The 19876-nt window shown below is 51.0% G+C and carries 14 protein-coding genes, 2 rRNA genes and 1 riboswitch (1 of these 17 only partly in view); of the genes, 12 read left to right on the top strand and 4 right to left on the bottom strand.

What is annotated here, in order from left to right; genetic code table 11:
- Positions 1-2267 (top strand): 23S ribosomal RNA (locus tag ACJJIK_RS21040) (it extends 629 nt beyond the left edge of the window).
- A 206-nt stretch (positions 2268-2473) separates the two neighbouring features.
- A 5S ribosomal RNA gene (gene rrf, locus ACJJIK_RS21045) occupies positions 2474-2589 on the top strand.
- Between the two features lie 478 nt (positions 2590-3067).
- On the opposite strand, the gene ACJJIK_RS21050 is transcribed toward rrf, so the two are convergent.
- Positions 3068-4192 (bottom strand): DUF3419 family protein, encoded by a 1125-nt coding sequence (locus tag ACJJIK_RS21050; RefSeq protein ID WP_444943758.1) that lies wholly within the window; start codon positions 4190-4192, stop codon positions 3068-3070.
- 28 nt (positions 4193-4220) lie between these two features.
- A complete protein-coding gene (locus ACJJIK_RS21055) occupies positions 4221-5366 on the bottom strand; it encodes an SDR family oxidoreductase (protein ID WP_444943759.1) in 1146 nt (381 codons plus the stop codon).
- Positions 5367-6243: 877 nt separating this feature from the next.
- Here ACJJIK_RS21055 and ACJJIK_RS21060 point away from each other — a divergent pair.
- Positions 6244-7716 carry a thioredoxin domain-containing protein gene (locus ACJJIK_RS21060; RefSeq protein ID WP_444943760.1) on the top strand — a complete coding sequence of 491 codons (1473 nt, stop codon included), beginning with the start codon at positions 6244-6246 and terminating at the stop codon, positions 7714-7716.
- A 61-nt stretch (positions 7717-7777) separates the two neighbouring features.
- On the opposite strand, the gene ACJJIK_RS21065 is transcribed toward ACJJIK_RS21060, so the two are convergent.
- On the bottom strand, positions 7778-8641 hold the full coding sequence (locus ACJJIK_RS21065; protein ID WP_444930170.1) for an SGNH/GDSL hydrolase family protein: 864 nt from the start codon (positions 8639-8641) through the stop codon (positions 7778-7780).
- Positions 8642-8970: 329 nt separating this feature from the next.
- Positions 8971-9069, top strand: a riboswitch (TPP riboswitch).
- An 84-nt stretch (positions 9070-9153) separates the two neighbouring features.
- Here ACJJIK_RS21065 and thiC point away from each other — a divergent pair.
- The 7 genes from thiC (at position 9154) to ACJJIK_RS21100 (ending at position 16288) form a co-directional block, all read left to right on the top strand.
- Positions 9154-11064: a phosphomethylpyrimidine synthase ThiC gene (gene thiC / locus ACJJIK_RS21070; protein ID WP_444943761.1), complete on the top strand. Its 1911-nt coding sequence runs from the start codon at positions 9154-9156 to the stop codon at positions 11062-11064.
- A 111-nt stretch (positions 11065-11175) separates the two neighbouring features.
- Complete coding sequence (thiO, locus tag ACJJIK_RS21075) at positions 11176-12252, top strand: glycine oxidase ThiO (protein ID WP_444943762.1); 1077 nt, start codon at positions 11176-11178, stop codon at positions 12250-12252.
- Positions 12252-12452, top strand: a complete 201-nt coding sequence (thiS, locus tag ACJJIK_RS21080) for a sulfur carrier protein ThiS (protein WP_444930173.1) — start codon at positions 12252-12254, stop codon at positions 12450-12452. The genes thiO and thiS overlap by 1 nt, the downstream gene beginning before the upstream one ends.
- A gap of 2 nt (positions 12453-12454) precedes the next feature.
- Positions 12455-13261, top strand: coding sequence for a thiazole synthase (locus ACJJIK_RS21085; protein WP_444943763.1), 807 nt, complete (start codon positions 12455-12457; stop codon positions 13259-13261).
- A gap of 7 nt (positions 13262-13268) precedes the next feature.
- On the top strand, positions 13269-14822 hold the full coding sequence (gene thiE / locus ACJJIK_RS21090; protein ID WP_444943764.1) for a thiamine phosphate synthase: 1554 nt from the start codon (positions 13269-13271) through the stop codon (positions 14820-14822).
- Complete coding sequence (locus ACJJIK_RS21095) at positions 14816-15565, top strand: HesA/MoeB/ThiF family protein (protein ID WP_444943765.1); 750 nt, start codon at positions 14816-14818, stop codon at positions 15563-15565. Before thiE ends, ACJJIK_RS21095 begins: the two co-directional genes overlap by 7 nt.
- A gap of 249 nt (positions 15566-15814) precedes the next feature.
- Entirely contained in the window at positions 15815-16288 is a 474-nt protein-coding gene (locus tag ACJJIK_RS21100) for a Dps family protein (RefSeq protein WP_444930177.1), read from the top strand.
- Positions 16289-16322: 34 nt separating this feature from the next.
- Here the strand turns inward: ACJJIK_RS21100 and ACJJIK_RS21105 are convergent, their stop codons facing one another.
- Entirely contained in the window at positions 16323-17201 is an 879-nt protein-coding gene (locus ACJJIK_RS21105; protein WP_444943766.1) for a LysR substrate-binding domain-containing protein, read from the bottom strand.
- Between the two features lie 165 nt (positions 17202-17366).
- On the opposite strand from ACJJIK_RS21105, the gene ACJJIK_RS21110 reads away from it, so the two are divergent.
- Together ACJJIK_RS21110 and ACJJIK_RS21115 are read left to right on the top strand one after the other, a co-directional pair.
- Positions 17367-19346, top strand: a complete 1980-nt coding sequence (locus ACJJIK_RS21110) for an acetoacetate--CoA ligase (protein ID WP_444943767.1) — start codon at positions 17367-17369, stop codon at positions 19344-19346.
- A gap of 110 nt (positions 19347-19456) precedes the next feature.
- A complete protein-coding gene (locus ACJJIK_RS21115) occupies positions 19457-19834 on the top strand; it encodes a hypothetical protein (RefSeq protein WP_444943768.1) in 378 nt (125 codons plus the stop codon).
- Positions 19835-19876 lie beyond the last annotated feature (42 nt).

Genomic DNA, 19876 nt, shown 5'->3' on the forward strand with positions numbered 1-19876 from the left:
AGGGCGTTTAGTTGCAGGCAATAGACCCGAAACCCGGCGATCTATCCATGGGCAGGTTGAAGGTTGAGTAACATCAACTGGAGGACCGAACCCACTAATGTTGAAAAATTAGGGGATGACCTGTGGATCGGAGTGAAAGGCTAATCAAGCCGGGAGATAGCTGGTTCTCCTCGAAAGCTATTTAGGTAGCGCCTCGCGTCTCACCCTCGGGGGTAGAGCACTGTTTGGGCTAGGGGGTCATCCCGACTTACCAACCCCATGCAAACTCCGAATACCGAGGAGTGCAATCGCGGGAGACACACGGCGGGTGCTAACGTCCGTCGTGGAAAGGGAAACAACCCAGACCGCCAGCTAAGGTCCCAAATATCAGTTAAGTGGGAAACGATGTGGGAAGGCCCAGACAGCTAGGAGGTTGGCTTAGAAGCAGCCATCCTTTAAAGAAAGCGTAATAGCTCACTAGTCGAGTCGGCCTGCGCGGAAGATATACCGGGGCTCAAACTGATAACCGAAGCTGCGGATGCTAATTTATTAGCATGGTAGAGGAGCGTTGTGTAAGCCGTTGAAGGTGGATCGGGAGGTCTGCTGGAGGTATCACAAGTGCGAATGCTGACATGAGTAACGATAAGGGGGGTGAAAAACCCCCCCGCCGGAAGACCAAGGGTTCCTGTCCAACGCTAATCGGGACAGGGTTAGTCGACCCCTAAGGCGAGGGCGAAAGCCGTAGTCGATGGGAAACAGGTTAATATTCCTGTACTCGCTATTACTGCGACGGAGTGACGGAGAAGGCTAGGCCGGCATGGCGATTGGTTGTCCATGTTTAAGGTTGTAGGCTTATGACTTAGGCAAATCCGGGTCATACTCTTTAATGAGAAGGCTGAGAGCTGATGACGAAGCCCACTTAGTGGGTGAAGTGGTTGATGCCCTGCTTCCAGGAAAAACTTCTAAGCTTCAGGTAATAGTGAATCGTACTCTAAACCGACACAGGTGGTCAGGTAGAGAATACCAAGGCGCTTGAGAGAACTCTGGTGAAGGAACTAGGCAAAATGGTACCGTAACTTCGGGAGAAGGTACGCCGGTTTTGGTGATGGGACTTGCTCCCTAAGCTGAGGCCGGTCGAAGTGACCAGGTGGCTGCGACTGTTTATTAAAAACATAGCACTGTGCAAACTCGTAAGAGGACGTATACGGTGTGACGCCTGCCCGGTGCCGGAAGGTTAATTGATGGGGTTAGCTTCGGCGAAGCTCTTGATCGAAGCCCCGGTAAACGGCGGCCGTAACTATAACGGTCCTAAGGTAGCGAAATTCCTTGTCGGGTAAGTTCCGACCTGCACGAATGGCGTAACGATGGCCACGCTGTCTCCACCAGAGACTCAGTGAAATTGAAATCGCTGTTAAGATGCAGTGTACCCGCGGCTAGACGGAAAGACCCCGTGAACCTTTACTACAGCTTTGCACTGAACTTTGAGCCTACTTGTGTAGGATAGGTGGGAGGCTTTGAAGCAGTAACGCTAGTTACTGTGGAGCCGTCCTTGAAATACCACCCTGGTATGTTTGAGGTTCTAACTCTGGTCCGTTATCCGGATCGAGGACAGTGTATGGTGGGTAGTTTGACTGGGGCGGTCTCCTCCCAAAGAGTAACGGAGGAGTACGAAGGTGCACTCAGCATGGTCGGAAATCATGCAATGAGCATAATGGTATAAGTGCGCTTGACTGCGAGACAGACATGTCGAGCAGGTACGAAAGTAGGTCATAGTGATCCGGTGGTTCTGTATGGAAGGGCCATCGCTCAACGGATAAAAGGTACTCCGGGGATAACAGGCTGATACCGCCCAAGAGTTCACATCGACGGCGGTGTTTGGCACCTCGATGTCGGCTCATCACATCCTGGGGCTGAAGCCGGTCCCAAGGGTATGGCTGTTCGCCATTTAAAGTGGTACGCGAGCTGGGTTTAGAACGTCGTGAGACAGTTCGGTCCCTATCTGCCGTGGGCGTTGGAGATTTGAGAAGAGTTGCTCCTAGTACGAGAGGACCGGAGTGAACGAACCTCTGGTGTTCCGGTTGTCACGCCAGTGGCATTGCCGGGTAGCTATGTTCGGACGGGATAACCGCTGAAAGCATCTAAGCGGGAAGCCTCCTTCAAGATAAGATCTCCCTGAGGCCTTGAGCCTCCTGAAGGGCCGTGGAAGACTACCACGTTGATAGGCTGGGTGTGGAAGCGTTGTGAGGCGTTGAGCTAACCAGTACTAATTGCCCGTGCGGCTTGACCATACAACAGAGATGGTTACTAACGACTAGCGCAAGCTAGCGGATTGTGGAATGAAAGACACACAATAATCGCTTGCGGTGTATTACTACAGATTGTTTTACCGACTTATTTGGGGTTATCGCCGGTCAATAATGACCGAGGCAAACAGCGATAACGCGGCAGGCCAAGCAGATTGCTTATAAGACCAACGCCAACCCAAGCCAGTTTGCCTGACGACCATAGAGTTGTGGAACCACCTGATCCCTTGCCGAACTCAGAAGTGAAACGCAACATCGCCGATGGTAGTGTGGGGTTTCCCCATGTGAGAGTAGGTCATCGTCAGGCTTCTAAAAAAGAAACCCCCGCAGGGAAACCTGCGGGGGTTTTGTTTTTTTGGATACGGTGAAATATTTTTACTACCTCGCAGCGCCTGCGCTGCCATGTGACAAGCGGTGCACCGAAGGTGCCAGCTTGGTACGCCGAAGGCGCCCGCAGGGTGGCGAGCACTGCTCGCCATACAGTGTAGGTCGCTGTAGCCGATAACTCGTTGGGTTGGAGGTAGGATAGCTGTGCCTGTGACAGTCTAAAGCGGTGCAGGGGTTTACCAGACTTCCAATTCCCAAAAGGCTCATCTAATAGGGTGGCCCTTTTTTCTACCTGAAAAATATCGATAAATGCTTTTTCTAGCATACAGGGTCTTTGTCGCTATCTGAGTTATACGCTGCCCCCTAGGTATTAGCTTGTTACGTTTAAGAGCTCTATAGGCTGGGGAATAGGCTGGGGAGCAACACTAGCTCCCTTAGTGGGATTCACCGATAAGACGTTAGGTAAATGGGCGCTCACATTTCACCCCAACATTAAAGCTATAAACAAAGGATATATCGCTATGGTTTAGCTCTTTTTCGAGAGCTGAATTGAAGGAAAATTTATTTCTTATAGTATCTGGAATTTCTCTTTTCGTGATGAAGTGGCGCATGCATAAGATGCTATTCTCACTGCCGGCTAAATATATTGAATCCAGTAGCGAAACAAAGCTCTCTTCATTGAGGTAAGCGGAAACATCAGAAATTGAAAATTTATCAATTTTGCTTTTTGAGTTGTATAAATGTTGTTCTAGTGGCGACGTTACCATTTCTATGGTCGTGTTATCTAGCGCACCCTTAATTAGGGGGTAGTTGTTTTTTTCTAAGTATAGGGGCAATCCTTGCTCGGGGTTATATTTTCCGGTTAGCAGAAATGTCATAAAGAAATTATCAAGGACTAGATGGTTCATTAGGGAGTGATCCATTCTGCCCAATAGGTATTCGGAAACCGATATTGCTTGAGGGATGTGTTGGTAGAATCCCGGATCTTTAAGAAAAAACTTAAAGAAATACTTGTTGGTAAGAAACTGTAAAAATGTTTTCCATGCAGGGGTGTTCCACTGGCTCCTAACAAATTCACGTTGATCTTCAATATTGTTTAGGCTGGTTAGGGTTTTTATTTTGTTGGGGCGGATAGCTTTAATAATTACACTGATTAGTTTGAAGTGCTTTTCGAAAGCGCCCTCATAGATAAAGCCTTTTTCAATGATGGCTTTGTTCTCTGCCCAAAATAGTTCTGCTTTTTTTGATAGTAGGTGTTTTATTTCGTTATAAGTGTTTTGCCTTTCCTGGCATGGGAGGATGCCTGAGAAGCTCAAAAATTCCTCATGATTTAGTGCCTGTATCCCGGCTATTTTTAGTTCCAAAAGGTAGTTTTGGCAGGGGTTTAAGTCAATAGCGGTTATTTTTTTGGGTTTGCCCAATAGGAGGCTTAAGACACGATCTCCGCCGCCAGTAATACATAAAACACTATCGTTCTCATTGATATTCAGGGCCTTCAATTCGGATCTGGAATCTTCATTTGGCCCTGAGTAACTAATCCTTTCTGCGTAATCAGAAAGTAATATGTCATTGGGTTTGTTCATGATATGTTTGGTTGGACTGCTTTTACTGCTAGCTTGCTTGGGTTAAAAAATAATCTACAATTTTGCTTAGATAGCTCTTGCTATTGCGCCATTGGTTCTGGATAGGGCGACCTAACACTCTTTGACTGTTACTGCTGCAAAACCTGAAGTCACTGTTTAGAAAGGGTGCATTTTGCGCAGCGCTAATACTCTCAAGTACATTTTTTTCCTTTTCAGATAGATTGTTTAATACTTTGCGCTCATGCTGAGATTGTCTTAGGTCTAGTTTAAAGTAATCACGATTGAATTTAATGAATTTATCGACTGTCATCGGGTTTGAGTCGGCAATGTTAAAGTACTGGTTTTTTGTGCTTTCATGATTACCTGAAATTTTTAATATGGCTTCACAGCAGATATCAACAGGTATGACATTGATAAAACTGCCTGAAAGATATTTTAGGTGGATGGGAATTTGTATGTTTTGCTCTTTTAATTGATTTAGCAGTCTCACATACTCATAGTAGCCCAACTGAGAATTTGTGTAACCGCTCACAGAATCCCCTAAGACAATGGTTGGTCTGTAGATGGTGTATTCCAGGTCTTTTGACTCTGCGATTAAATTCTCTGCGATGTTTTTTGTATAATCATAAGCATTAAAAAATTTGTTCGGTCGATAGAGGGTTTCCTCTATAGCTACTCCATTGGCATAAGCCTTGCCGGCAATAAAGGCGGTCGATATTTGATTGAGCCGACATTTAGCTGTTGTAGCAATGTCGATTAACCGATTTACACCGATAACATTAGTATTTATGCTTTTCTGCAAATTACTATAGCTATAGTGCATGTCAGCGGCACTATTCCATATGGCGCCAATATGCAGAGAACATAGCTGTCTATAAGGTTTCGCAGATAAACCAAAGTTTGGCTTATTCAGATCACCTAATATGACTGTGAGTCGATCAAAATCACTCTTTGAAACCTTATAGAGGGGGTTGACTATGCTGTTGTTCTGCTTTAGTTGCTCGACTCGATTATAGGTTTCATTGCGAGCGATCAAAACTACATTAAACCCTTTTTTTAATAGTCCCCAGGTCAAGTATTGGCCTATAAAGCCAAAGCCGCCAACAACGAGTTGTATTTGTTGTAGCTCTTGTATTTCAGATAATTTTTTAAAGGTATGTTGGTTTTGCTTCATTAATTCACAGCAGACATTTATGGCAATGAGATGGAGGTGTATTTCGGGAAGTAAAAGTCAACACCCTCTCCGGGGTCACTTTTAATTGGTTAGATCTTTTGTTGCGGAATGTAAAAAAGTGACCTGGTGTGGGTTTTTTGTTGAGAATGCCTGTAATTAGTGTGCTTAATCTGTCCATCTATTTTCTAAGGCCAGTAAGCTGGCGGTAAATTCAGATAACGGTATTAAACAGTAGCGATATCGCGGTGTTCTCATCTATTGCCGTAGTTGTATCAGTAACTCAAGCAATAAGTTTCTAGTCGAGCACCATTGATTAATTGTAGTACAGCTAAGTCGATCACCTACAAGTTGACTGTTGATTCCCTGCTCTTGCTGTCGCTTCTACAAGTATTTCCAATCATCACGGATAGCGGCTTGATTTTGTCCAGCCAGCTGCTTCTTGTAGGCGATTTGTCGTTTCTTGTGTGGGTATTTTTTATCAACAGCTCTTTTTACATATTTCGATATGATCTAGTCATTCGCTTGATTTTATAACTTCGTCCGTGGGCGGCTAAAGGTAAGTCTATGTGGGAGGGGCAGTAAGTTCAGGATTGAATGGATTTGCTAAATCATTCACGGTTAGTCTGGGGGGGATTTCTTCTCTGGAATAGGGGTTAGCTTAGCTGCCAAAAAAACTTGCCTGGTTCTCATTTTTTGAATGGAGCTTGGGCAAAGCGTACTGTAAGCGACTGAAATGAGAAATGGCGGGTAAGATTGGTCAAAACCGGTAAAAGGAGAATTACCTGTGAGTGGGATAGGGCGTACTTTAATCATATTAATGGCTGTTGGGAGCCTGGGTGTCATTAGTGGTTGCTCCAAGGATGTGGAAGTTACTAGGGTGGCAGGAAAAGTTACTGTAGGGGCAGAAAAAGTTACTCAGAAAAGTATTGCTGCAAGGATTGATGGTGAGGAAATTACTGTAGGAGAGCTAGATGGCAACCTTCAGTTTGTTTTACACGATATTGCGGAAATGGAGCATAAACTGCGTCTCAACAAATTACAGGAAATAATTGCGAAAACCACAGAGGTAGGTAAAGATATTGAGATTCTTTTGCCTGTTCCTGAACCACCGCGTATAGAGCTCCCCTACGAGGGCAGGAGTGTCAGGGGTAACCCCGAAGCACCGGTAACTATTGCGGTTTTTTGCTCCTACCAATCCCCCCACTGCAAGTCTTTTCAGCCTATGCTGAGACAGTTATTAAATAAATATCCCGGCTGGGTACGCCAGGTAAATTTCGATTTTCCATTGAAATTTCATCGGGAGGGTATCAGGGCTGCGACTTCTGCGCGATGTGCCGCTGAGCAGGGTATTTTCTGGGAATATCATGATGCTCTATATACAAAAACTCCCGATTTGGGCGCTGAAACCTACTCTCAGACAGCCAGGCATTTATTAATGGATGGCAATCGCTTTGTGAGCTGTATAGAAGAGGGCGGCTACAGAGATTTAGTACTACAAGATCAGGATATAGCCTTACAGCTGGGCCTTCAAAATGTACCGATTGTGTTTATAAATGGACTGTATCTAAAAGGAAAGCGACCTTTTAAGCAGTATGCTTATTGGATAGAAAAGGAGTTGGTCAAACTCGATATAGACCCCAAACAAGATCATGCATGGATACAGACAAAAAATAATAAAGACAGGTTGCCCGTAACAAATCTTCCCCTTGCTCTGGTGGGTATTAGCAAGTCGAGTGTGGAGAGTAAGTCCAGGGCTTTAATTGAGGTGGAGGGGCAGAGGGCTCAGTATTTCTTCCCGGGACAAGCACTTCTTAAGGAGGTTAGTTTAAAGCGTTTACAGGAGGGGTATGCCGTTATTGATAATCGAGGCACGGTTGAACGTTTACCTCTGAAGGGTGAAGGTCAAAATGTTATTCCTTTAACTTCTTCCCTCCAGCACGATGAGTCACTGCGCCAGCGTATTGAACAGCCTCAAGGTGCACAGGGTAAAAAGCTTATTGATCCAGATGGGGTATTGACCCTTGGGCAAGCGTGGTTAGCGCAGCAGCTGGAGCAGCGTGAGGCCCTTGAGGCTAAGTTTATTAAAGCGGAGCTGGAGGTTGAGGGTCACCACTTGATGCGCTTGGAGGGCGTGGCTGACAATGAGTTCTTTACTGCACTTGGCTTTGAGGAAAATGATGTACTGTTGAGAGTTAACGATAGCTGGGTTCACAGTGGTCAGAATGAGCTGTGGAATGCCCTTACCAGTGGTAAGGTTATTGATGTCGCTTTTATGAGAAAAGGTTTGCCACATCGATTGCAGTATGTGGTTGAAGAGCTTGGTTACTTTGAAGAGAACTCCGAGGAGTAATTTAAGCTGGGCCCGCTATAATTTTATTGCGGGCCCCAATTTACCGAGCAGAAAAAATTAATTATTTATCTGGGTTTCCCTGCCACAACAGGTCGGCAACGATATTTTGCCCTTGAATACTGGGATGGAAGCAGTCGCCTCCGTCGATATCATCTTTGTTAAATTGGAAAGTGCCAGCATTTAATTTATTTTCGCCGGTATATTCAGCAACAACTTCGACGCCATTTGTGCCATTGTAGCTATGCGCCTCCTCAGCAAGGATTTCGTTATAGCGCTGTTGGGCTGCGCCTATAGCGTTATAGCGGGTTGCGTAACTCTCCCCATTCATACTGCCGCCGTTAGTTGCGATGCGACAGATCCCGAAGGTTGACCAGACGCTCTCGCAGTCTACCCGGGAATCCTCGCTCTGCTTATCCAGGCCAGCGGCACGGAGATCGTGTACACGGGGTACCGAGCCGAGAACAATGGTTGAGCCGTTGGGGAGCCCATCGACCAGCTTATCCAGCCCCGCGCGAACTGCCGATCGCCACTCACTATCGGTATAGAGTGGATCTTTACAGTTAGCTGGGTCGACGCACTCCCGATTGCAGATATCATTGCCTCCCAGTATCACTTCGACATGATCGGCCAAATTTTTCTGGGAGAGAATCCGATCGGCTTGGGCCGAGAAATTGTCTCCTCCATCACGCATTTCTGCACCGGATTCCGCAGCATTTTTATTGGCAATCATACTGAGGGAGTTGATCATATATTTATCATAGACACTCTCCACTGACTCATCATCGCCATCAAACCAGGAGTGCTCGGGCTGGTCGCCGCCGAGAAGGCAAAATAGATCCCAGAAATACTTATTGCGGGTACAGTCTGCACCGAATGCCATGGTAATACTGTCGCCAGCAGCGACAGACTTAGAGGGCCCCGCCATCACTGTCTGTATTGGCAGAATACACAAAAAACTTAAGGTTACTAAAACTCTATATTTATTCCACACGCTATTTTCTCCCACACCGACTTTCGCCGTAAATTGTTATCATTTTTTTCGCTGCTACGGTAAACGTGAGGGAGTGTAGGACGCGCTCAGAAATTATGAGCAGTGAATGCTTTAGACTTCCTGGTCAGATTTCAATAAATTGAAGTCCGTCGGAGTTTTGACGTCAATAACATCGCTCTATTTTTTGTAGCCTCACAACGGCCTAATTTTTTAGAGGACTTTTACGCCGCCTGTTCATCCTTTGAAGCTTCCACTATACTGCGCTCTGCTTGTCGGAGTGCCTGTGGGCTGAGATCGCTGTTGCGAGATCCGTTGAACCTGATCGGGGTAACCCCCGCGTAGGGAACAAGATCTGAAGTCGCCTGTTTTTTACAGTTTGGCGGCTTTTCTCTTTGTGTGCGCCCTGGACGCTGCGACCTTTAAATTTTCAAGCTTTAAGGTTACGCATGTCCGAGATCATTGAACAATCCAGTAAAGTCGGAAAATCTTCCCGCGCTGCCAGTCGCGATTCCGCGAAAGAGTTCCTTGAGAACCTCACTGTTCAGTCTTTCCCCAATTCGAGTAAGGTGTATTTACCCGGTGAAACACCCGGTATTCAGGTGGGTGCCCGCCAGATTTGTCTGGGGGACAGTGTGGTTGGCGGGGACGCAGAGAATCCGCTGTTGGAACCCAATGAGCCCCTCACCATTTACGATACTTCGGGCCCTTACTCCGAGCCCAATTTCAACGTGGATGTCCGCGAGGGACTGCCCAAGCTGCGCCAGGGTTGGGTAGAGGCTCGCGAAGATACTGAGAAATTGGACTCTCGCCAGGCGGCCTACAGCCAGAAACGCATGGCGGATCAGGGGCTGGACCATATTCGCTTTGAAAACCTACCCAGTCCTCGCCGGGCCAAGCAGGGGCAGAATGTATCGCAGATGCACTATGCCCGCCGTGGCATTATCACCCCAGAGATGGAATTTGTCGCAGTGCGCGAGAATATGGGGCGGGCCAAAGTGGCGGCGGAAATGGGTGAGAGTGAATACCAGAAGGCACGTGATGGTATTTATATTCCCGAGCAAATCACCCCGGAATTTGTGCGCCGGGAAGTGGCCGAAGGGCGGGCGATTATCCCTGCGAATATTAATCACCCGGAAGTGGAGCCGATGATTATCGGGCGCAACTTCCTGTGCAAGGTGAATGCAAATATTGGTAATTCCGCTGTGACTTCTTCCATTGAAGAGGAAGTGGAAAAGCTGGTTTGGTCTACCAAGTGGGGGGCGGATACGGTGATGGATCTGTCTACCGGTGCCAATATCCATGAAACCCGCGAATGGATTCTGCGCAACTCACCGGTGCCCATCGGTACTGTGCCAATTTACCAAGCGCTGGAGAAGGTCAACGGAATTGCCGAAGATCTTAACTGGGATGTTTTCCGAGATACCTTGATCGAGCAGGCGGAGCAGGGGGTGGATTACTTTACCATCCATGCGGGTGTGCTGTTGCGCTATGTGCCGCTCACCGCCAAACGCATGACCGGGATTGTGTCTCGCGGTGGTTCCATCATGGCCAAGTGGTGCCTCGCCCACCACAAAGAGAATTTCCTCTACACCCACTTTGAGGAAATCTGTGAAATTATGAAAGCCTATGATGTGAGCTTTAGTCTCGGTGATGGCCTGCGTCCGGGCTCTATTGCCGACGCCAATGATGAAGCTCAGTTTGGCGAACTGCACACGCTTGGCGAACTGACCGAAATCGCCTGGAAGCACGATGTCCAGACCATGATCGAAGGCCCCGGCCATGTGGCGATTCACAAGATTAAAGAGAATATGGATGAGCAGCTGAAGCACTGCCACGGCGCTCCTTTCTACACCCTCGGCCCATTGACCACAGATATCGCCCCCGGTTACGACCATATTACCTCCGGTATCGGTGCCGCGCTGATCGGCACCTACGGTTGCGCCATGCTCTGCTATGTCACGCCGAAAGAGCACCTGGGTCTACCCAACAAAGAGGATGTTAAAGAGGGGCTGATGGCCTATAAGATTGCGGCTCATGCAGCAGACTTGGCCAAGGGGCATCCTCGGGCACAGAAACGCGATGACGCCCTGTCAAAGGCCCGCTTTGAATTCCGCTGGGAAGACCAATTTAATCTCGGTTTGGACCCGGAGCGGGCGCGCGCCTATCACGATGAAACCCTGCCGAAGGAATCCGGCAAGGTAGCCCACTTCTGTTCCATGTGCGGCCCGAAATTCTGCTCGATGAAAATTACCCAGGACGTGCGCGATTATGCCGCCAAGCAGGAAGCGGCACAGGGCATGGAGGAAATGTCGATTAAATTTAAAGACATGGGCAGTGAGATTTATCACAAGGGCTGATAAGTATTTTGGGGGAGATTGCCCTCCCCCAAAAGTCGGGAAGCACAGCTGCGCTGGGTCAATAGTGCTTAGCGCTCGGTGCCGATTTGGATTTGCGAAGATAGGTGGTCTGTGACAAGCGCAAGCAAAGCCAAAATAGCGATTGCCGGTGGCGGCCTGCTGGGGCGCTTGCTCGCCTGGCGGCTCTGCCAGCGGGAACTGGATATCACCCTGTTTGAAGCTGGTGACTTGTCGGCAGCGGGAGGGGGAGCCTGTTGGACGGCAGCAGGTATGATCTCGCCACTGTCTGAACTGGTCCACTGCGATAAACAGGTTTACACCCTGGGACTGAAGAGCCTGGAGCTTTGGTCTGAATGGTCCCGGCAGTTGGAGCAGCAGAGCGGGCAGCAAGTGGAGTACCGCAGAGCGGGTTCGATCCTGGTGGCCCACGGCAAGGACAGAAGTGAGCTATTGCAGTTCCTGCGGGAGCTACAGGGGAAATTGGGCGAGTCCGTTAGGGAGCAGGTGCAGCCGTTGGATAGCCGTGCACTGGCGAACTTAGAACCTGCCCTGCACAGCTTTGAGCAGGGGCTTTACCTGCGCGGTGAGGCGGATATCGATAACCAGCGCCTGTTGCCCGCGTTACTCAGCGCATTGCGCCGAGGTGGCGTCACCTTGCGGGAGAACAGCAGGGTAAGTTGCGAAGTTGGGCAGATTTCTCTACCCCCGCAGCGCGAACAATTTGATTGCGTGATCGACTGTCGTGGTCTCGGCGCCAAGGGGCAGATTGAAGGTTTGCGCGGTGTTCGCGGCGAGGTGATGGTGGTGGAATCCCAGGAGGTGGCTTTGCAGCGCCCGGTGCGTCTGCTCCACCCGCGCTATAAGCTCTACGCGGTGCCCCGCAGCGATGGTCGCACGGTGATTGGTGCCACGGAAATTGAGAGCGAAGACCTGTCGCCCATTTCCGTGCGCTCCAGTATGGAACTCTCCTCGGCGCTTTACTCCCTCAATCCGGCTTTTGCCGAGGCGCGTATTATTGAGACCCGGGTAAATTGTCGCCCCGCCACTATGGATAATATGCCTTATATCCACGGAGAAGATGGGCTAATTCGGGTAAATGGCCTCTACCGTCACGGCTACCTTTTAGCTCCGGCAGTGGTGGCGCAGGTGGAGAATCAAGTGGCACAACAACTGTTACAGGTGGTTTGATGCAGATATTAATTAATGGTGAAACTCAAAATTATGAGTCCCCAATAAAGCTTGCCGCGCTTTTACAGCAGCTGGGCTATTGCGGAGAGGCGTTTGCCGTTGCGCTCAATGGTGGATTTGTCGCCCGGACAGAATACCGCAATACCGAGATCAATAATGGCGATAGTCTCGACATTGTTGCCCCAGTAGTGGGAGGTTAAACGTGAGCGATCTTTTAACGCTTTACGGAAAAACCTTTAACAGCCGGCTTTTAGTGGGTACGGCTCTGTACCCATCCCCTGCGATTATGCGCGAATCGATACAGGCCTCAGCATCGGAAATTATTACCCTGTCCCTGCGCCGGCAAAATCCCGCACAGCAGCAGGATAATCGATTTTGGGATTATATTCGCGCGTCCGGTTGTCAGTTACTGCCCAATACCGCCGGCTGCAAATCGCCGCGAGAAGCGGTGGAGCTGGCAAAAATGTCCCGGGAAATTTTCCAGACCGATTGGCTCAAATTGGAAGTGATCGGCGATGACTACAATTTGCAGCCAGACCCCTTCGGTTTGGTGGAAGCCGCGCGGGAATTAATTCAACTCGGTTTCAAAGTTTTACCTTACTGCACTGATGATCTGGTACTGTGTCGCAAACTTTTGGATGTGGGCTGCGAGGTATTAATGCCCTGGGGTGCCCCTATCGGAACCGGCCAGGGCCTGCTGAATAAATACAACCTGCAAACACTGCGCGAGCGCTTGAGCGATGTACCGTTAATTATCGACGCCGGCATCGGTGCGCCATCACAGGCGGCAGAAGCGCTGGAGCTGGGTTTTGATGCCGTGTTATTAAATACCGCTATTGCCAAAGCTCAGCACCCGGTACTGATGGCTAATGCTTTTAAACTGGCCGTGGAGTCCGGGCGCGCCGCCTTTAATGCCGGCTTGATGCTCAGGCGTCAGACAGCCAGCCCCAGCACCCCCACCCTGGATATGCCGTTCTGGCAGCAGGCAGAGACCATGCTGCAAGATTAGGATTTTTATGCGCGATCAATTTCAAATGGAAAAACCGATTGTCTGGACCATTGCCGGCAGCGACTCTGGTGGCGGTGCGGGTATACAAGCGGACCTGCTGACTTTTGCCGATCTCGGCTGCCACGGTTGCAGTGCGATTACGGCTAATACCGCACAGAATACGCAGGAAGTGGCTGCGATTAACACTGTCGCCCTAGAGGTTTTGGCCTCCCAATTACAGGCTTTACAGCGAGACCTATTCCCCGCCGCAATAAAAATCGGGCTGCTGGCCAATGCCGAGCAAGTTGTGGCCGTGGCAGATTTCCTGTGCCAGCTGAAAAGGGTACAGCCGGTTCCGGTTATTTACGACCCGGTTGCGGTTGCCAGCAGCGGAGGGGGGCTTACAGAAGGGGATATTACCGCAACCGTGTTGGCCCAGTTGCTGCCACAGTGCGATCTGATCACCCCCAATTTACATGAACTGGAGTGGCTTAGCGGGACCCGTGTCGCGGGTGCGAAATCTATCGTACAGGCTGTGCGCCAGTTGTACGCCCGGGCTAATACTGCGGTGCTGGTGACCGGTGGCCACAGGCAGCTGCGGCCGGGCGAAGTGGCCGATTTACTGTGGGACGGCGACAAGGCCGACTGGTTTATTGGCCGGGAAGTACCGAGTACCGATATACATGGCACTGGCTGCACCCTGTCTTCCGCTATTGCCGCCTGCCGTGCTCTGGGCTATCCGTTGCGGGATGCCTGTGTTGTGGGCAAGGCCTATGTACAGCGCGGTCTGCGCCTCGCCAATAATGCACATATCGGCGCTGGCGCCGGCCCTGTAGGCCACTGCGGCTGGCCTTTGGATTTAATGGACTTCCCGGAGGTATTGCTACCCGGTGAAGAGCGGGCGGCGGATTATGGCCTGGATACGGCTCGCGCCCCTGTTCAGGGGTTTGCTGCCACAGACTCTCGGGCATTGGGTTTATATCCGGTCGTGGATACTGTGGAGTGGTTGCAGCGCCTGGCAGAGCGGGGAGTGCGCACTTTACAGCTGCGGATAAAAAATCCGGGAGAGGACCTGCGCGAGCAGATTGAGCGGGCAGTGGCTATCGGCAGAACTTATAATCTGCGCCTGTTTATCAATGATTACTGGCAGCTGGCGATCGAGTGTGGCGCTTACGGTGTGCATTTGGGGCAGGAGGATTTACAGACTGCTGATTTGCAGGCAATTCAAGCGGCGGGGTTGAAACTGGGTATCAGTACCCACGGTTTCTACGAATTATTGTTGGCCTACCGTTATCGCCCCAGTTATCTGGCGATTGGTGCCATTTATGCGACCAGCACCAAGGATATGTCGGATCAGTTGCAGGGTGTACAAAAACTCGCGCGGATGGCGGCACTATTGCCCGATTATCCACTTGTGGCTATTGGCGGAATTAATGTGCAGCGGGCCGCTGAGGTTATCGCTACCGGCGTGGGCAGTATTGCCGTGGTCAGCGCTATTACTAAAGCGGAAGATTACAAGCAGGCAATTGCTGAATTTAATGTCCTGTTGAAAGGTAAGCATGCGGAAGTAGAGCCGTGTTAAGTAGTAAGGAATTACAGCGTTACAGTCGCCAGGTTATGCTGCCCCAAGTGGGTGAGGAGGGGCAGCAAAAACTGGCGTCTGCACGTATCATGATTGTTGGCTTGGGCGGGCTCGGCAGCCCGGCCGCACTGTATTTAGCTGCTGCCGGTATTGGCGAGTTGCACTTGGTGGATGGTGACCATATTGATCTCTCCAACTTACAGCGCCAGGTGCTGTACAAAACCAATCATCAGGGCAAATCTAAAGCCGTGGTGGCGGCTCAGCAACTGGCCGCGGCCAACCCCGCCATTCGTATTTACCCCCACTGTCAAATGGCGAGCGAGCCCTGGTTGCGTGAGCGGGTAAAACAGGTGGATTTGGTGTTGGACTGCACTGATAACCTGGAGATTCGCCACACAATTAACCGGGTCTGCTATCGGGCCGGGCGCCCGGTGGTAATGGCCTCGGTGCAGGGGTTTTCCGGCCAGCTGATTAGTTTTGATTTCTCTGAGGGCAAGGGCCCCTGTTATGCCTGCCTATTCCCCCCGCAGGGAGAGGCGGAAGTCCAAAACTGCTCTACTACAGGTGTGATTGGCCCAGCCCTGGGGGTGGTGGGCAGTATGCAGGCCCTAGAGGCAATTAAATACCTACTGGATATGCCGGTATCGAGTTTGAATAAATTGCACTTAATAGAAACGGAAGCCTTTGCTTTGCAAGCTTTACAGCTGCCGAGCCACAGCCATTGCTCAGTTTGTGGCGTCTGAGATTGCTGCTTTCAATTGGGGGGTGATAAATAATTTTATTTTGGCAGCCTCTCTCTTATCGGCAAAAAACTGCCATAAACCTCCCCTGCAATGATCAGGTAAATTTTTATGCCATTTTCGTGCCCTGCAAACCTGGCTTGTCTATATAGATAGGCTATTGACTCGATAGCTTGTGAGAAGCGTATAAAGCCACCAAAATGACCCTATAACCATTTCGGTGACAACAGTTTTGGACGAGGGATTTGTACTATGCAAAAAATTGATATTGGTATCAGTGAAAATGATCGGGAAAAAATTGCTGCCGGTTTAAAGCACTTGCTGGCAGATAGCTACACCTTGTACCTGCAAACCCACAATTTCCACTGGAATGTCACTGGGCCTCTGTTCCGTGAATTGCACCTGATGTTTGAAGAGCATTACAACGAGTTGGCCACTGCGGTGGATGATATTGCCGAGCGTATTCGTACCCTCGGAGTTTCCGCGCCCGGTACTTATCAGGCTTTTGCCCAGCTCAGTTCTATTAAGGAAATTGTTGAGGTGCCACCGGCGGAAGAAATGGTAAAAATCCTTACCGCAGGGCATGAGCAGGTTATCAAAACCTGTCGTGATGTTTTAAAGGATGCCCAGGCGGGTGAAGATGAGTCCACCGTTGCCCTGGTATCTGACCGTATGCGGGTTCACGAAAAAACGGCCTGGATGTTGCGCGCAACCAGCGGTCAGTAACCACTCTAACAAGGAGTGCGGCTGCCCGGCAGTCTCAGCCGGCGAGCGCAGATAAAAACGCGGTTGCCGGTGCGGACAAGGCGCCACGGCTCTTTAATAACACCCCCACCTCCTGACTGACTACGGGCGCGGATAGTGGTCGGCATTCCAGTCTATATTCTTGCACTTGGACTTCGCACAAGCTGGGTAGCGCGCTGATTCCCATGCCCGTGCGCACCAGCTGGCCGATTGTACTGAGCTGGTTGGCTTCGCAGGTATAGTGGACAGCTTTACCGCTTTGTTGAAAGGCCTCATCGGTCCAGCGCCTTACCGCTGAGCCGCGATTCATCGCAATAAACGGAAAGTCGGCCAGATCGCTCCAGCGCACCTTGGCTTTATCCGCCAGTGGGTGCCGAGGTGGCATAACTGCGATAAAACGATCCCGGTGCAGGGGCACAAATTCCAGTCCGCCCAAATCGTCCGGACGAAAACTGATACCCAGCTCCGCCCTGCCATCCTGTACGGCTTGGGTTACCCGCTCCATTACCACATCTTCCAACAGAATATTGATTTGCGGGTGCTGGCGGTGGAAATCGGCTAACAACTGCGGCAGTTGGTTGAGTGCATAGGCGGGAATCACCGCCAGGCGCAGCTGCCCCCGCTCCAGGCGAAAGGCTTGCTGTACCGCATCCAGGGATTGATCCCAGCTGTGCAATAGTTGTTCGGCGCGGGTGAGGAATTCGCTGCCCTCTGGCGTGAGTGTGAGCTGGCGGGCTTCGCGACTGAAAAGCGGGCCGCCAGTGGCATCCTCCAGATTGCGGATGGCAATCGACAGGGCTGGCTGAGACGTGTGCAACTGGGCGCTGGCCTGGGCCAGACTGCGGCTGCGGGCCACGGTGACAAAGGCGCGCAGTTGTTTAATTGTGGCACTCACAGCGGCTGGCTCCTGGGGATGGCTCGGTCGCGCTATATTAACTTTTATTTAATAAACCTAAAGAAGATTAAAATAGTTTTAAGTCGTGGAGCAGGGCATGATTGCTCTCCTTGCGCCCGCGAGGGCGATTCGACAACACAATAATGAGCCACAAGGTCTGTTGAAATGAAAGACAATCCCCAACCGCTCTGGCAGCCCAGCGCAGAGGCCATTGCCACCACCCAGATGGATGAATTTCGTCGCAGGGTCAATCAGCAGTACTCGCTGGGTCTCACTGATTATGCGGCCCTGTACCAGTGGTCCGTCGATAACCGGGAAGCTTTCTGGGCGGAGTTGTGGGATTACACCGGGGTGATTGCCGCAGATAGGGGCGATACGACTCTCAGTGGCGATACTATGCCGGGGGCCCAGTGGTTCCCACAGGCACGCCTGAACTTTGCCGAGAACCTGCTGCGCTATCGCGATGACAAAGCGGCTCTGGTCGAGCGCCTGGAAAACGGCAGCCGCCGCGAGCTGAGCTACAGGGAGCTGTACGATCGGGTGGAGCGCCTGTCAGCGGCCCTTGTTGCCCAGGGCGTTGTTGAGGGAGACCGGGTAGCGGGCTTTATGCCCAATGTGATCGACACCGTCGTGGCCATGTTGGCCACCACCAGTCTCGGTGCTATCTGGACCTCCTGCTCGCCGGACTTCGGTATCAACGGGGTCTTTGACCGCTTTGGTCAGGTGCAGCCGAAAGTATTATTTGCCTGTGAGGGTTATTTCTATAACGGCAAGGTTATCGATTCACTGCCGCGCCTGCGTGAGATCGTGCAGCGCATCGAGTCGATAGAGGCCCTGGTGGTGGTGCCGGTTGCGCGTTCGGAGGAGGAAACCGCTCAGGTACTAGCGGCAGAACCGCTGGATAAAGCGGTACTACTGCCAGCTTTCGAAGCTGCGGCGCCCGCTCGCGAGCTCTCCTTTGTACCAACGGCGTTTAATCACCCGCTGTATATCATGTACTCCTCCGGCACTACCGGTGTGCCCAAGTGTATCGTGCATGGCGCGGGGGGCACTTTGCTCCAGCACCTGAAGGAGCACCGCCTGCACTGCGATCTGCGCCGCGAAGACACCCTGTTTTACTTCACCACCTGCGGCTGGATGATGTGGAACTGGCTGGTGAGCGGCTTGGCTTGTGGCGCGACATTGGTGTTGTTTGATGGCTCACCGTTTTATCCCGCATCGCAAAGTCTCTGGGATATGGCCGATGAAGAGGGCATCAGTGTGTTTGGTACCAGTGCCAAATATATTGCCGCGCTGGAAAAGAGTGGCTGTAAGCCGCGTGAGAGCCACAAGCTGGAAAGACTGCGCGCGGTGCTCTCCACCGGCTCCCCGCTGGCCCACGAGGGCTTCCGCTATGTCTACCGGGATATAAAAGCGGATCTCTGTCTGTCCTCCATTTCCGGCGGCACCGATATCGTGTCCTGTTTCGCCCTGGGCAACCCTACACTGCCGGTCTACGCTGGTGAGTTACAGTGTCGCGGTCTGGGTATGGCGGTAGAGGTTTGGAGTGATGCGGGCAGTGCCGTGCTCGCAGAGAAAGGTGAGCTGGTCTGCTCTAAATCCTTCCCCTGTATGCCGATAGGCTTCTGGAATGACCCCGATGGAGCCAAGTATCGCGGGGCCTACTTTGAAAATTGGCCCGGTGTCTGGGCCCATGGCGACTATGCCGAGATTACCGCACACGGCGGCGTGGTGATTTATGGTCGCTCCGATGCGGTACTGAATCCCGGTGGTGTGCGCATTGGCACCGCAGAGATTTACCGCCAGGTGGAGAAGGTCGAGGAAGTGCTCGATAGTATCTGTATCGGCCAGCCCTGGCAGGACGATGTGCGGGTAGTACTGTTTGTGGTGCTGCGCGAGGGGATTGAGCTGGATGAAGCGCTGACCCAGAAAATTCGCACCACTATTCGCGCTAATACCACCCCGCGACATGTGCCGGCCAAGGTGGTCCAGGTGGCGGATATTCCCAGAACCATCAGCGGTAAAATTGTGGAACTGGCTGTGCGCAATGTAGTGGAGGGTAAGCCGGTAAAAAATAAGGAGGCCCTGGCCAACCCTGAGGCCCTGGCGCTGTTTGAAAAATTGCCGGAGTTGGCACAGAACTGAAGTGGAGTGAGCGGTAAGGGGGTGTAACCCGGCACCATTTTGTTTGCTGCGGTTCTGCGCTACCCTTGCCCCTATAAACAACAGTAACAATTCACGGTAGAAAGAGATTTATGGTTACTTATCTTTACTGGGCAGCGATTATTTCCCTGGTTATCATCGCCCTTTTTGTCGGCAGCCGTATGGGCAGCCTTAAGGTTGGCGCAATCGTGGCTGCGGTTTTCTTTTTGGGCGGCTGGCTTGCGTACTATTTTCACTATGAGCAGGTGTTTGTGAAGCGCTTCGGCGGGGTTATGCGTATCTCTGTGCCCGATGGTTACCGGCACATTGGCGCTACCTGGAAGGAGGATAATTTGTGGATCGAAAATTATAACCCGAAAACCAACCAGTGTATTTTCACCGAGTATTCCAAGGGCAATATTCTGGAGGGGCGGGTGATTATCCAAAACTGTAACCCACTGCTGCCCAGCCAAACAGCGGCCCAGCCCTAAATATCTCAATCGGCTTATTGGGCGTTTAATAGGCCGATTGAT

This window comes from Microbulbifer regidiadema (SeqCode) (genome assembly GCF_052466995.1).